The sequence below is a fragment of the Paraplanobispora takensis genome (assembly GCF_016863195.1).
GTDB classification, from domain to species: Bacteria; Actinomycetota; Actinomycetes; order Streptosporangiales; family Streptosporangiaceae; genus Planobispora; species Planobispora takensis.
The window spans coordinates 36,350-49,288 of sequence record NZ_BOOK01000029.1 but is presented as its reverse complement, the minus strand read 5'-3'; the positions used below and the strand labels follow the sequence as shown (position 1 = coordinate 49,288).

Here is a 12,939-nt window from a genome sequence, read left to right as displayed (position 1 = left end):
CGCCGCCGGTCCCGTGCGGGCCCGCGGCGCTCAGACGTCGGTGACGCGGAAGCCGGCGTGGGCCTTGTAACGGCGGTTGATGGAGATCAGGTTGGCGGTGAGGGCCTCGACCTGGTGGGCGTTGCGCAGGCGGCCGCCGTACACGCCGCGGACCCCGGCGATCCGGCTGGCCAGCGCCTGGACGGTGTCGGTGGCCTCGCGGTCGTCGCCCAGGACGAGCACGTCCAGGTCGACCTCCTCCACCTCGGGGTCCAGCAGCAGGACGGCCGAGACGTGGTGGAAGGCCCCGACCACCCGGCTGTCCGGCAGGACCGCCGCGGCCTGCTGGGCGGCGCTGCCCTCCTCGACGGGCAGCGCGTAGGCGCCCTGCTTGTCGAAGCCCAGCGGGTTGACGCAGTCGATGACGATCTTCCCGGCCAGCTCGGCCCGCAGCGACTCCAGGGTGGCCCTGTGCCCGTCCCACGGCACCGCCACGATCACCACGTCCGCCTCGGCGGCCACGGCCGCGTTGGCGGCGCCACGCACCGACCCGGCTCCGGCGATGCTCTCCGCCGCCTCCCGCGCCCGCTCCTCGGTGCGCGATCCGATCAGAACGGTGTGCCCCGCCAGGGCGAACCGCCTGGCCAGACCCTTGCCCTGGTCGCCGGTGCCGCCCAGGATGCCGATCGAGACGCCGCTCACGTCCGGAAGGTCAGTGCTCACTCGTCGCTCCTCATCGTTGTCGGCCGTCCGGGCCGGGGCCCTCTCCGGAGGTCCTCAGGCCCGCCGCACGCTCTCCACGCCCAGATAATGCCAGGTCTGGGTTCCGCAGACAGTCTCAGGGTGCCTGGGGCACGATTGACGGCATGGACGCTGGGTCGGTGGCATTCTTACGCGAGGTCCTGGAGTCGACCACCTGGGTGGAGCGCACCCGCGAGCTGGGGCTCGCCCTGCGCACGACGCGCTCCCCGGGCGGCCTGCTGGTGGTCGGCACCCCCGCCGAGGAACCCTGGCACCTGACCGCGCACCTCGGCGACGAGGCGCGCCTGTCGGGCCTGCCGCAGCTGGCGCCCACCCTGGTGCGCTGGGCCCCGGCCCCGGACGCCCCCGATCATCTGCGCGTCGGCCTGGAGCGGATCGAGCGGGCGGAGCGCGGCGAGACGCTGTTCGTGGTGGCGCAGGAACAGGCGCCCGAGACTCTGCTGGAGCGGGTGAGCGACGCCCGCCGCGTCGGGGCGACGATCCTGGCCCTGGACGGCGGCGACCCCGAACTGGAGGGACTGGCCCACGACGCCCTGGCCGTCCCCGACCGCGCCCCGCTCTCCTTCGACGGCGCCCAGCACCTGGTGAGCATGGCCGCCGGCGAGGTCCCCCGCCGCCCCGGCTTCCGCGACCGCCTCGCCCGCCTCCTCGACCGCCTCAGCGGCCCCCGCCTCCCCGACTGACCCCCGACCCGGACCGCCGCCGCCCCACCCGCACGTCCCCACCCGACCGGCCCTCCGCGCGAGCCCGCGCCACCGGCGGGTCCGGGTCCGAGCGGGACGCGAGGAGGGTCGCCCTCACGCGCGGCGGTGCTCTCCCAGGCGGGCGGCCAGGCCGTCGGCGGCCTCGCGGAGTGCGGAGATGACGGCGGCCTGCACCGGATCGGGCTCTCCCGACCCGGTACGGCTGACGCGGATCACCGCGTCGAGCCTGCGCGCGCCGACCTCCGGGATCCCGGTGACCACGACCTCCCCGGCCGGGACCTCCAGCAGCGCCAACGAGGGCACGATCGCCACGCCGTGGCCCGCCGCGACCAGCGCCAGGACGGGCGGGAACTCCTCGATGACGTGGACCCGGCGCGGGGTGAAGCCGTGCAGGGCGGCCATCCGGTCCAGCGCGCGGGCGCACGCCTGGCCCGGCGGTCCCGCTATCCAGGGGACCTCTCCCAGCTCCGCGGCGTCGTCCGGGATCCCCGGCGCCCGCGCCCAGCCCGGCGGCGCGACGATCCGATAGCGGTCCAGGTAGATCCGGTGGACGGCCAGGGAGGGCGGCGCCGGGCCGGGGTCGTCCGCGTCGTGCTCGGTGATGGCCAGGTCGATCCCGCCGAGCCGCAGCTCCTCCAGCGCGCGCGGGCCGTACAGCTCGACGATCCGGGGGGTCAGCCGCGGATGGCGTTCGGCCAGGACCTCCAGGGCGGGCACCAGCAGATGGCGGATGACGGTGGGGAAGGCCGCGACGGACACCGGCCCGGACAGGCGCTCGGTGAAGCGGGTCAGCTCCCGGCGGGCCTCGGCGAGCTCCTCCTCGATCCGCTCGGCGTATCCGGCGAGCATCCGGCCGGCCGGGGTCAGGGCGATGCGGCGCTGCGACCGGTCGACCAGCGCCAGCCCCACCTCCCGCTCCAGCAGGGCGAGCTGCTGGGAGACCGCCGAGGGGGTCAGGTGCAGCGCCTCGGCCGCGCGCATCACACCGCCGCGGCGGGCCACCTCGTGCAGCACCCGCAGCCGCCGGGGATCGATGTCCATACAGCTCAGCTTACGTTGAAGGTAAGAAGACTTAACTTGCCCTTCAGTGCTCCCTCTCGAAATCATGGCTGCGTGAACATCTCCTCCGGCGGGGCGTGACCGGATGTCCCTCCTCGTCAACGTGCTCGGCTGGGCCGGGGCCGCCGCCCTGCTGTACGGCTACGCCATGGTCTCGGCCTCCCGGATGCCCGGCGACGGCATGCCGTACCAGCTGGTCAACCTCTCCGGCTCCGTCGCACTGATGATCAACACGGCCTATCACGCCGCCTGGCCGTCGGCGATTCTCAACGTCGTCTGGGGTGTGATCGGCGCGGTCTCCGTCGCCAAGCTGGTCGCGGCCCGGTCCAGGAAGAATGCGGTGAACGTCCCGTGACGCGAATGATCGAGCTGAGCCACCGGATCACCGAGGGCATGGTCACCTATCCGGGCGTGCCCGGACCCCGGCTGGGCGTGCACCTGAGCCGGGAGGCCTCTCGCGAGGTCTACGAACCGGGCACCGAGTTCCACATCGGCAGCATCGAGCTGGTCGCCAACACCGGCACCTACCTCGACACCCCTTACCACCGCTATCCCGACGGCCCCGACCTGTCCGGGGTGCCCCTGGAGAAGATCGCCGACCTGCCCGGCCTGGTCGTGCGGGCCGAGGGCCTGCGCTCGGCCGGCCTCGGCCTGCTGAAGGACCTCGACGTGCGCGGCAGGGCCGTACTGATCCACACCGGCTGGGACCGGCACTTCGGCACCGAGGCCTATCTGCGCGACCATCCCTATCTCGAACCCGAGGCCGCGCGGTGGCTCGCGGAGCAGGGGGCGGCGCTGGTCGGGATCGACTCGCTGAACATCGACGACACCCCGCCGCGCGGGCCGCGCCCGGCGCACACGGTGCTGCTGGGGGCGGGCATCCCGATCGTGGAGCACATGACCGGCCTGGCCGCGCTGCCCGACGCCGGATTCCGGTTCCACGCCGTCCCGCCCATGGTGGTGGGAATGGGGACCTTCCCGGTGCGGGCCTACGCGATCGCCGACGGCTAGGCGACCGGGGTCGGGCCCTCGCGGGCCGGGGAAGCCCGCGGGGGCCCGCACCGGGTCAGCCGTTGTTCCACTCCTTGTCCTGCTCGGCCCACTTCCTGTTGCGGTCGGACGCGGTCTTCAACGCGTCGGCCGCGGCCTCACGGGTCTCGTAGGGACCCATCCGGTCCTTGTTGGGGCAGCCCTTGTCGGGCTCGGCCGCCATGTGCTTCAGGCAGAACCACCACTGATCACCCATGGGACCATCCTGCCCGGTGTGAACCCCAACTAGACTTGGCAACCATGACGACAGTGCTCCAGCCCGGGCGGATCTCGCCCACGCGCAAGGTCCCCGCCCACATCCAGCGGCCGGAGTATGTCGGGAAGAAAGTCCCGAAGACCGGCGAGTCCGACGTCAAGTCTCCCGAGATCATCGAGCGGATGCGGGTCGCGGGCAGGATCGCCGCCCAGGCCCTGCAGGAGGTCGGCAAGCACGTGGCGCCGGGCGTCACCACCGACGAGCTCGACCGGATCGGCCACGAGTTCCTCGTCGAGCACGGCGCCTACCCCAGCACCCTGGGCTACCGGGGCTATCCCAAGTCCCTGTGCACCTCGATCAACGAGGTGATCTGCCACGGCATCCCCGACGACACCGTGCTGCGCGACGGCGACATCGTCAACGTCGACATCACCGCCTTCATCGGCGGCGTGCACGGCGACACCGACGCCACCTTCCTGGTGGGCGAGGTGGACGAGGAGTCACGCCTGCTGGTCGAGCGCACCCGCGAGGCCACCGACCGGGCCATCAAGGCCGTCGCCCCGGGCCGTCAGCTCAACGTGGTGGGCCGCATCATCGAGGCCTACGCCAAGCGCTTCGGCTACGGCGTGGTCCGTGACTTCACCGGCCACGGCATCGGCACGACCTTCCACTCCGGCCTGATCGTCCCGCACTACGACGATCCGTCGCTGGCGGTCACCCTCGAGCCGGGCATGACGTTCACCATCGAGCCCATGCTGACGCTCGGCACGATCGACTACGACATCTGGCCCGACGGCTGGACCGCGGTGACCAAGGACCGCAAGCGGACCGCCCAGTTCGAGCACACCGTGCTGGTTACCGAGACCGGTCACGAGATCCTGACGCTTCCCTAGGACGTCTCCCGGTTGCGGGGCACCGCGGCGGTGACGGTGGTGCCCTCGCCCGCGACCCCGCTGACCGACAGCGTGCCCCCGATCTCCTTGAGGTGGGTCCGCATCGCGGTGATGCCCCGGCCTGCGGCCGACCCGGCGAAACCGGCGCCGTGGTCGCTCACCGTCATGCGCAGGCCGTTCCCGCCGAGGGTGACGGCCACCGAGACGATCGGGGACCGGCTGTGCCGCTCGACGTTGGACAGCGCCTCCCCCAGTGTGGCCAGGACGGCGCGGGCGATGCGGGGAGGGGCGTCGTGGGCGGGCAGCGCCCAGATCTCCACGGTGATCCCGGTGCGGCTCGACCAGTCGGAGAGATGTTCCTCTAGGGCTTGGGCCAGGCTGCGCCCCTCGCGCATGCGGAGTTCTTCGGACACTCCTCAACCTTCCTGATGGCACGTGGCCGGTCACCGGTCCCCCCGACCGGACACGTGAGACGAGCGTGGTGCGTGACGAGCAGGCGCTGCACCCGCTGCGGCGATGCCCAAACTCCTGCTGAAAGGTTACCCGGAGGTGGGCGGAGCACCAGACGAAGGATAGAGGTCAGTAGCGGTCCGGCTACTCCGCGCGATGCCTTTTGTTGAGTTCTGCCAGGTAATCATTGTACGCGTCGAGCTCGGCGTCCCCGCTGCCTCCGGTGCGCGCCGCGACGGCGTCGGCGCGCCGGTCGGCGCGGCGGGCCTTGCGATCGTCGGCCCGCCACCACTGGAAGGCCAGCGCGATCAGCACGATCAGCGTCGGGATCTCCCCGAAGCCCCAGGCGATGGCGCCGCCGGTCCGCTGGTCGGCGATCGCGGAGGCGCCCCAGGTGCGGCCGAGCTGGTCGTACCAGTCGGCGGCGAGCGGGGTGCCCATGTTCATCAGCGCGATGCCGAAGAACGCGTGGAAGGGCATGGTCACGAACAGCAGGATCAACCGCGCCACGTGCGGCAGCCGGTGGGGCGCCGGGTCCACCCCGACGATCACCCAGAAGAACAGGCACCCGCTGAGCAGGAAGTGCACCGTCATCGCGATGTGGCCCAGGTGCTCCTCCATCGCCGAGGCGAACAGCGGCGTGAAGTACAGCGCGTAGGTCGAGACGATGAAGATCGCGGTGGCGATGGCCGGATGGCCGACGAACCGCACGAACCTGCTGTGCAGGATCGTGGTCAGCCACTCGCGCGGCCCGCGGTCGCCGCGCCGTACGGCGGGCTTGAGGGCGCGCAGGGCGAGGGTGACCGGGGCGCCGAGCACCAGGAAGATCGGGACCAGCATGGACAGCGTCATGTGCTCGGCCATGTGCGCGCTGAACAGCACCTTGGCGTAGCGGGCGACGCCGCTCTGGGTGGCGATGAGCAGGATCAGCACGCCGGTGAACCACGCGAGGGTACGGCCCCACGGCCAGGAGTCGCCGCGCCTGACCAGCCGCACGACCCCGGCGAGGTAGAAACCGGCGAGCAGGGCGATCAACGTGCCGGAGAACAGGTCGAACCACCACAGCGAGGCCAGGTTGGCCAGGGAGATCTCCGGCGGCATCGTGTAGCCGAGCACCTCGAAGGCCCGGTCCACCGGCAGGATCGCCGGGGGCGGCGCGGTGCGCGACAGCGCGACGGCCAGCCCCACGGCCGCGAACATGATCAGCACCTCGACGGAGGCGAACCTGATGAACGGGCCGGAGCCCCCGGAGGCGAGCCGGGGCAGGGTCCGCCTGCGGTGCCACCAGCCGGCGACGCCGAGCACCGCGAACGCCGCGGTCTTGGCCACCAGCAGCAGGCCGTAGGCGGAGGTGAACAGCTCGGCGACGGAGGTGAGCCTGGCCACCACGCTGAACAGGCCCGACAGGCCGACGCCGACGAAGCACCACAGCGCCATCGAGGAGAAGCGGGCGGCGGCGACCTCCAGGTGCGGCTGGCCGCGCAGCGCGTGGGCGCAGAGTACGGCGAGCCCGCCCACCCACAGCGCGAGGACGACCAGGTGCACCGCGACGCTGGTGGTGGCCAGGTCGTGGTTGGGCGAGGAGGCCGAGTGGCCGGTGAGCGCGGGCGGGAGCATGGTCGCCAGGGCGAGCACGAGCAGGCCGCCCGCCGCCCCCACGGTGATCGCGCCGCGGGCGAACAGCGCGACGGCCACCGCGAACAGCACGACCAGGGTGAGCGCGATGCCCTGGGAGACCTGGCTGGCGAAGCTGGTGAGCTCGTCGCCGCCCAGCACCTGGGTGACCGGCATGCCGAGCACCTCGGACAGGCTGAAGACCATCGCCGCCACCGCGGCGGCCGCCCAGGCGAGCGCGAACCAGGAGGCGGCCCGGACGTAGACCTGGGCGGGTTTGCCGAGCAGGCCCTTGTCACTGGGGAGGAAGACCGCGGCGGCCAGGAGGGTGCCCGCGGTGAGCACGCCCATGGCGTCCATCGTCAGCTTGGCCAGCGGCAGCCCCCAGCGGGTGAGCGCGCCCTCGTCGGACAGGCCGGGGATGATCCGCGGGAACGCCGCCCCGCCCGCGATCATCGCGGCCACCAGCGCGACCACGGCCGCGCCCGCGCCCGCGAGCGCCAGCCGTACCGTCCGGCCGTTTCCCGCGGCCTCGGTCGTCCGGCCGTTTCCGTCCTGCGCGGCCTTCATCGCCTGTCCCGTCCCATCCCGTCGCGGGGTGCCGCTCATGGCTGCTTCTTGTTGCGCATGCTGAAGAACAGCCCGATGCCGACGCCGGTCAGGCCGCCGACCACGAGCCAGGCCCAGCCGGGGATGCCGCCGGAACCCCCCTCGTCCGGGGCCGGTTCCGCCGCGACCGGCGAGCTCTCCGGCAGCGCGGAGGCCGTCTCCGACGGCGAAGGGGCCGCACTCGCACTGGCCGGGCCCGTGTCCGTCGCGGACGCCTCGGGGGTGGCGCTCGGCTCCGGGGTCCCCTCCAGGGTGAACGGGATCTCTCCCTCGATGGGGTGCCCGTCGGAGGAGACCACGCGGTAGGCGATGACGTATTCGCCCGGGGGGAGGTCGTCCTTGACCCGCTGGGTCACCACGGGACCGTCGACGGCGGCCTTGCCGTCCTGGTAGGTCGCGTCCCCGGTCCGTACGACCACCTTGGGGAAGCGCACCGTGGCGGTGAAGGTCAGCTTCACCTCCCGCAGGCTCTCGACCTTCGCCCCCTTGGCGGGGTTGCTGCTTTTGAGCGTGTCATGGGCGAGGGCCGGCGGGGCGAGGACCGTGCCGAGCACGAGGGTGGTCAGCAGGGCGAGCACGGCGGCGAAAGGGGAAGTCTTCATGGCAACCCCAAGGCTACCGACGCACCGGGCCGGTCCCGCGCCCCATCTCCGGAATGGGCGAAGATCTACAGTCCCACGCAGTCCAGCGCCTTCTGATAGGCCTCGACACTGCGGTCGCTCTCGTTGATGCGCTCCAGGATCTGCGCAGCGGTCAGCCAGGACTGAGCGATGTGCCTGGTGGTCGGCAGCGGCTCCAGGAGGCCGGCGGCCGCCGCCAGCTCGCGGACGGCCTCCTCCGGCCTGCCGACCTCGGCGAAGGTCTGGCCCGCCACCAGACGGGCTTCCGTCTGCAGCTCGTTCGGGATGCCGTCCAGCATCTCGCAGACGGCCCGGATCTGGAGCTCCGCCTGCTCGGGGGCCCCGAGCAGCAGCTCGGCCCGGGCCAGGTTCAGCGCGCAGCGCAGCTTGTCGAGCACGGTGATCGCACTGTCCTGGAACTCCGCCTCCACCCGCACCAGCATGTCGCGGCAGAGCTTCGCGTCCAGCGGGCGTGCGATGAGCCGGACCCTGGCGTAGTCGCAACGGAACCGGGCGAGGCTGCGGACGTCGGCGTTCTCCGAGTGGATGGCGAGCGACTTGTCCATCAGGGCGACGGCCTCGTCTCCCCTGCCGGTCTCGATGGCGACGATCGCGGCCGCCCACTGCGCGAGGACGATCGCCCGCGGTGTGCCCACCAGTTCGGCTGCCGCGAGCAGCTCGTTTCCGAGCTGCTGGGCGCGGAGCAGGTCGCCGCGCTCCATGTGGGCGGCGAACAGGGTCGTGCCGAGCTCGATCAGCTTGTCGCTCCACGCGGGACGGACGGCACCGCCCAGGATCCGCTCGGCGACCTCCACGGCCTGCGTCAGATCGCCGCGCTCCCGGTAGCAACGGGACAGGGCGATCACGACGTTGACGTGCCGCTCCGGCGATATCTCCGCGGGGTCGGCGCTCCGGATCCTGTTCAGCAGGGCGATCGCCTCGTCCAGGTCGCCACAGGCCTCCGTCGCCAGCGCGAGGCCGTACTCCGCGTCCTGCCGCAGCTGGGGCAGGCCCGCGAGGCCTCCGCCGTCGAGCAACTCGGCGTAGCGTGCCCGGGCCTCGACCACCTCGCCGTTCTGCCGGGCCAGCTCGGCATATCTCAGGCCGAGCTCGATCTCCTCCATCTGCTCGGCTGTCACGCCGTTGATCAGATATGTGAGCGAGCAGTCCAGCTTCGCGGCGAGCAACTCCAGGACGGCGGGGGTCGGAGTGCGCTTCCCGCTCTCTATCAGAGAGACGTAACTATCGGAGAGTTCGGGGTGCGCAAGCTGGGCTTGAGAGAGTCCGCGCTGACGACGAACAGCCTTGATACGCTGTCCCACCAAGTCTTGACCAGCCACGTTACCCCTTGAAAGATGTCAGTTGAGCAGCGCCTACGACAGGAGTCTCCCCGTGCCTCGACGTCTTGCCTTGTCTGCCTTTGCTGTCCTGTTCACGGCCTCGGTGGCCGTCATGGGCAATGCTACGGCTGCAACCGCCGATTCGCCTGCTCAGGAGAAAGTTGTAATCCAGTCCATCGGCTGGGTCTACCCTGGCTGACACGACGGGATCCTCTCTCACTCCCAGTGGGTTCCGCGCCCCTTGCGGAACCCACTCTTTTCGGACCTAGCCATGCGCACAGAGATCCCGTAGCCGCTCCCCGCCGCTTCCCGGACGGCACTCCGCATGCGAAGTCGCCCCCAGAGCCCGCCCCTCGTCATCGTTCACCCCGTAACCCGGCCTGCGGCAGCCGTCCCGCGAACGGGTCCCCGTGCCGCGACCACCTGGCTTGAGCATTCCTTCAACGCAATCGCGTACTGCAAGAAAACCAAACTTCACCGTCCGGCACAAGAGAAGTCCGGACAGGCGGTCAATGGGATTACCGGATGACGACCCGGACGACCGACGGCGACGCGACAAGTTAACCCATCGGTAGCAATCTCCCTCCATGGAAACACCGGAAGATCAGCCGCTCCCGGAACATCCCGCCCCACAGGTCGCCGAACAGGCGGGAGGCCACCCCGGGCAGAGCGAGCACACCCGCCCGATCGAAATCCGGCGTCCATGCGCAGGGTGGTCGCGGCGACACCGTAAGCGACCATCCGTCGGCTACGCCATTTATTGAAAGCACGGGCCGGTCAAATAAATACACCGCCGATACATTATGGCGCCGCATCATCTATTGAGATCGCGGCTTGATTGGGAAACCTTTCACAGTTAGCCTCATAAGGCTATTTTTCGGGACATTCCAGATACTCTGCGGGTTACCGCCGTTCGAGGCCGCCACGTGAGATTTACGATCCCGAGCAACCTGGTGATGCGCCGTGCCGATGGTGACGCCGTTCCGCTGCCGCGCCTCAAGCACCGTCAGCTCCCGGCGGCACTGCTGCTGAGAGCCGGTGCACCGGTCTCCGCCGACGACCTGACGAAGGCCCTGTGGGACGGCACCCCTGACGACGGAGAGGCCGCGTGCCACCACTTCGAGCGTGCTCTCGACCTGTGGCACGGTGAGGCCATTCAGAACGCCCGGATCGGGCAAGCCGGCCCTGGCCGTCCGGGCCGCCCACGCGATCGCCGGGTCCTTCCCCGGCGGGCGGCTCTACGCCAGCCTGCACGGGGAACAGCGGGCACTCGGCAGCCTCGCGAGGCCGCAGCCTTCTGACTCGGGAACCCTGCCGGGATCCGGTCCGCGACCACAACACTCGCCAATACCGGGCCGCCCGTTTCGCGGTGTCCGCCGTGGCGGCCCCCGGACCCGCTTGATGTACTGCTGAAATGAGCGAGACCGAGACACGGCGGGGGCGGGGCGTCGGCGAGAGCGTGCTGCGCACCGACGGGACGCTGAAGGTGACGGGCGAGTTCGCCTACTCCTCCGACCTGTACCTCGCCGACATGATCTGGGGGTCGACCCTGCGCAGCCCGCATCCGTCGGCGTGGATCCGGTCGATCGACATCGGGCCCGCGCTGGCGATGCCGGGGGTGTTCGCCGTGCTCACCCACGAGGACGTGCCGGGTGAGAAGTTCTACGGGCTGGAGCGCAGGGACCAGCCGGTGCTCGCCGTCGACCGGGTCCGCTACCAGGGCGAGCCGGTGGCGCTGGTGGCCGCCGACCATCCCGAGCGGGCGCGGCGGGCGGCGCAGGCGATCGTGGTGGACTACGAGATCCGCGAGGCCGTGACCGACCCGTGGCGGGCCGCCTTCGACCCGGACTGCCCGCGGGTCCACGACTCCGGCAACGTGCTGCGCCACCAGCCGGTCCGGGTCGGCCTCGGCGCCGCGGACTTCGAGGCCCCGGTCGTGGTCACCGGGGAGTACGAGGTCGGCATGCAGGACCAGGCCTTCCTGGGGCCCGAGTCGGGCCTGGCCGTACCGGCCGAGGACGGCGGGGTGGACCTGTTCGTCGCCACCCAGTGGCTGCACGTGGACCGCGACCAGATCGCGCCGTGCCTCGGGCTCCCCGCAGAGAAGGTACGGGTGACCCTGGCCGGGGTGGGCGGCGCGTTCGGTGCCCGTGAGGACCTGTCCATGCAGGTCCACGCCTGCATGCTGGCGCTGCGCACCGGCCGGCCCGTGAAGATCGTCTACGGCCGGGAGGAGTCGTTCTTCGGGCACGTGCACCGGCACCCGGCCCGGATGCGCTACGAGCACGGCGCGACCCGCGACGGGAAGCTGCTCTACGTCAAGGCGGAGATCCTGCTGGACGGCGGCGCCTACTGCTCCTCCTCCCCGGCCGTGGTCGGCAACGCCGCCTCCCTCGGGGTGGGGCCGTACGAGGTGGGCAACGTCCACATCGACGCCTACGGCGTCTACAGCAACAACCCGCCCTGCGGGGCGATGCGCGGCTTCGGCGCGGTGCAGGCCTGCTTCGCCTACGAGTCGCAGATGGACAGGCTGGCCGAGGCGTGCGGGCTGGACCCGGTCGAGATCAGGGTCCGCAACGCCGTCTCCCAGGGCTCGCGGCTGGCCACCGGACAGGTGATCGACTCCCCCGCCCCGCTGGCCGGCATGCTGCGCGAGCTCGCCGCGATGCCGCTGCCGCCCGCGAGCGGGGAGGACCTGCTGGACATGCCCGGCGGCGTCTCGCAGACCACCCACGGCGAGGGCGTACGGCGCGGCGTCGGCTACGGCGTCGGCATCAAGAACATCTGCTTCTCCGAGGGCTTCGACGACTACTCCACCGCCCGGGTCCGGGTGGAGCTGCTCGGCGGCGAGCCGCACGTGCTGGTGCACACCGCGGCGGCCGAGGTCGGGCAGGGACTGGTGACGATCCAGGAGCAGATCGCCCGCACCGAGCTGGGCATCGACCGGGTGACGGTCGCCACGGCCGACACGGCGGTCGGCTCGGCGGGCTCCTCCTCGGCCTCCCGGCAGTCCTACGTCACCGGCGGCGCGGTCAGGGCCGCGTGCGAGGCCGTACGGGAACGGCTGGACAAGCTGCGGGCCGACGGCTCGACGGTGGCCGGGGTCCTGGAGCGCACCGGCCCGATCGAGGAGACCCGGGTCTACCGCCACCGCCCGACCTTCCCGATGGACCCGGTGACCGGGCAGGGCGACTCCCACACCCAGCTCGCGCTGTGCGTGCACCGCGCGGTGGTGGACGTCGACGTGGAGCTGGGCCTGGTCAAGGTGGTGGAGCTGGCGGCGGTGCAGGACGTCGGGAAGATCCTCAACCCGATCGCCCTGGAGGGGCAGATCCACGGCGGCACGGCGCAGGGGCTGGGGCTGGCCCTGATGGAGGAGGTCCAGGTCTCCGGCGGCGTGGTGCGCAACCCGTCGTTCACCGACTATCTGATCCCGACGGTCCTGGACATGCCGCCGATGAAGGTGTCGATCCTGGAGAACCCCGACCCGCACGCGCCGTACGGCCTGCGCGGCGCGGGCGAGCCCCCCACGCTGTCGTCCACCCCCGCGGTGGCGGCCGCCGTACGGGCCGCCACCGGGCTGGAACTGCCCCGGGTGCCGATCCGGCCCCATGACATCGCGCTGAGCGGGTAGGAAGCGAGAAGTCCCCCACGGTGAGAGGG

At 71.5% G+C, this 12,939-nt stretch carries 12 protein-coding genes; 5 read left to right on the top strand and 7 right to left on the bottom strand.

Going from position 1 to position 12,939, the window contains the following annotated elements:
- Positions 1 to 30 precede the first annotated feature (30 nt).
- On the bottom strand, positions 31 to 702 hold the full coding sequence (npdG, locus tag Pta02_RS19115; protein ID WP_203876222.1) for an NADPH-dependent F420 reductase: 672 nt from the start codon (positions 700 to 702) through the stop codon (positions 31 to 33).
- Positions 703 to 845: 143 nt separating this feature from the next.
- Between npdG and Pta02_RS19110 the strand changes: the two genes are divergently transcribed.
- Positions 846 to 1,424, top strand: a complete 579-nt coding sequence (locus tag Pta02_RS19110; protein ID WP_203876221.1) for a hypothetical protein — start codon at positions 846 to 848, stop codon at positions 1,422 to 1,424.
- A gap of 114 nt (positions 1,425 to 1,538) precedes the next feature.
- On the opposite strand, the gene Pta02_RS19105 is transcribed toward Pta02_RS19110, so the two are convergent.
- A complete protein-coding gene (locus Pta02_RS19105; protein ID WP_203876220.1) occupies positions 1,539 to 2,486 on the bottom strand; it encodes a LysR family transcriptional regulator in 948 nt (315 codons plus the stop codon).
- A gap of 103 nt (positions 2,487 to 2,589) precedes the next feature.
- Here Pta02_RS19105 and Pta02_RS19100 point away from each other — a divergent pair, with 103 nt between their 5' ends.
- Both Pta02_RS19100 and Pta02_RS19095 read left to right on the top strand, forming a co-directional pair.
- On the top strand, positions 2,590 to 2,859 hold the full coding sequence (locus Pta02_RS19100; RefSeq protein ID WP_203876219.1) for a CBU_0592 family membrane protein: 270 nt from the start codon (positions 2,590 to 2,592) through the stop codon (positions 2,857 to 2,859).
- Complete coding sequence (locus tag Pta02_RS19095; RefSeq protein WP_203876218.1) at positions 2,856 to 3,515, top strand: cyclase family protein; 660 nt, start codon at positions 2,856 to 2,858, stop codon at positions 3,513 to 3,515. The genes Pta02_RS19100 and Pta02_RS19095 overlap by 4 nt, the downstream gene beginning before the upstream one ends.
- A 55-nt stretch (positions 3,516 to 3,570) precedes the next feature.
- Here Pta02_RS19095 and Pta02_RS19090 read toward each other — a convergent pair whose 3' ends face one another.
- Positions 3,571 to 3,750 (bottom strand): hypothetical protein, encoded by a 180-nt coding sequence (locus Pta02_RS19090; protein ID WP_203876217.1) that lies wholly within the window; start codon positions 3,748 to 3,750, stop codon positions 3,571 to 3,573.
- A gap of 44 nt (positions 3,751 to 3,794) precedes the next feature.
- Between Pta02_RS19090 and map the strand changes: the two genes are divergently transcribed.
- Positions 3,795 to 4,643 carry a type I methionyl aminopeptidase gene (gene map, locus Pta02_RS19085; RefSeq protein WP_203876216.1) on the top strand — a complete coding sequence of 283 codons (849 nt, stop codon included), beginning with the start codon at positions 3,795 to 3,797 and terminating at the stop codon, positions 4,641 to 4,643.
- Here the strand turns inward: map and Pta02_RS19080 are convergent.
- The 4 genes from Pta02_RS19080 to Pta02_RS19065 form a co-directional block, all read right to left on the bottom strand.
- Positions 4,640 to 5,056: a sensor histidine kinase gene (locus tag Pta02_RS19080; protein WP_203876215.1), complete on the bottom strand. Its 417-nt coding sequence runs from the start codon at positions 5,054 to 5,056 to the stop codon at positions 4,640 to 4,642. The two genes, map and Pta02_RS19080, sit on opposite strands and share 4 nt — an antisense overlap.
- Positions 5,057 to 5,237: 181 nt before the next feature.
- A complete protein-coding gene (locus Pta02_RS19075; protein ID WP_239130922.1) occupies positions 5,238 to 7,316 on the bottom strand; it encodes a bifunctional copper resistance protein CopD/cytochrome c oxidase assembly protein in 2,079 nt (692 codons plus the stop codon).
- Positions 7,313 to 7,918, bottom strand: coding sequence for a copper resistance CopC family protein (locus Pta02_RS19070; RefSeq protein ID WP_203876214.1), 606 nt, complete (start codon positions 7,916 to 7,918; stop codon positions 7,313 to 7,315). The genes Pta02_RS19075 and Pta02_RS19070 overlap by 4 nt, the downstream gene beginning before the upstream one ends.
- Before the next feature lie 65 nt (positions 7,919 to 7,983).
- The gene (locus Pta02_RS19065; protein WP_239130980.1) at positions 7,984 to 9,258 is read right to left on the bottom strand and encodes a helix-turn-helix domain-containing protein; all 1,275 of its coding nucleotides are present in this window, start codon (positions 9,256 to 9,258) and stop codon (positions 7,984 to 7,986) included.
- A gap of 1,432 nt (positions 9,259 to 10,690) precedes the next feature.
- On the opposite strand from Pta02_RS19065, the gene Pta02_RS19060 reads away from it, so the two are divergent.
- Positions 10,691 to 12,910 (top strand): molybdopterin cofactor-binding domain-containing protein, encoded by a 2,220-nt coding sequence (locus Pta02_RS19060; protein WP_203876212.1) that lies wholly within the window; start codon positions 10,691 to 10,693, stop codon positions 12,908 to 12,910.
- Positions 12,911 to 12,939 lie beyond the last annotated feature (29 nt).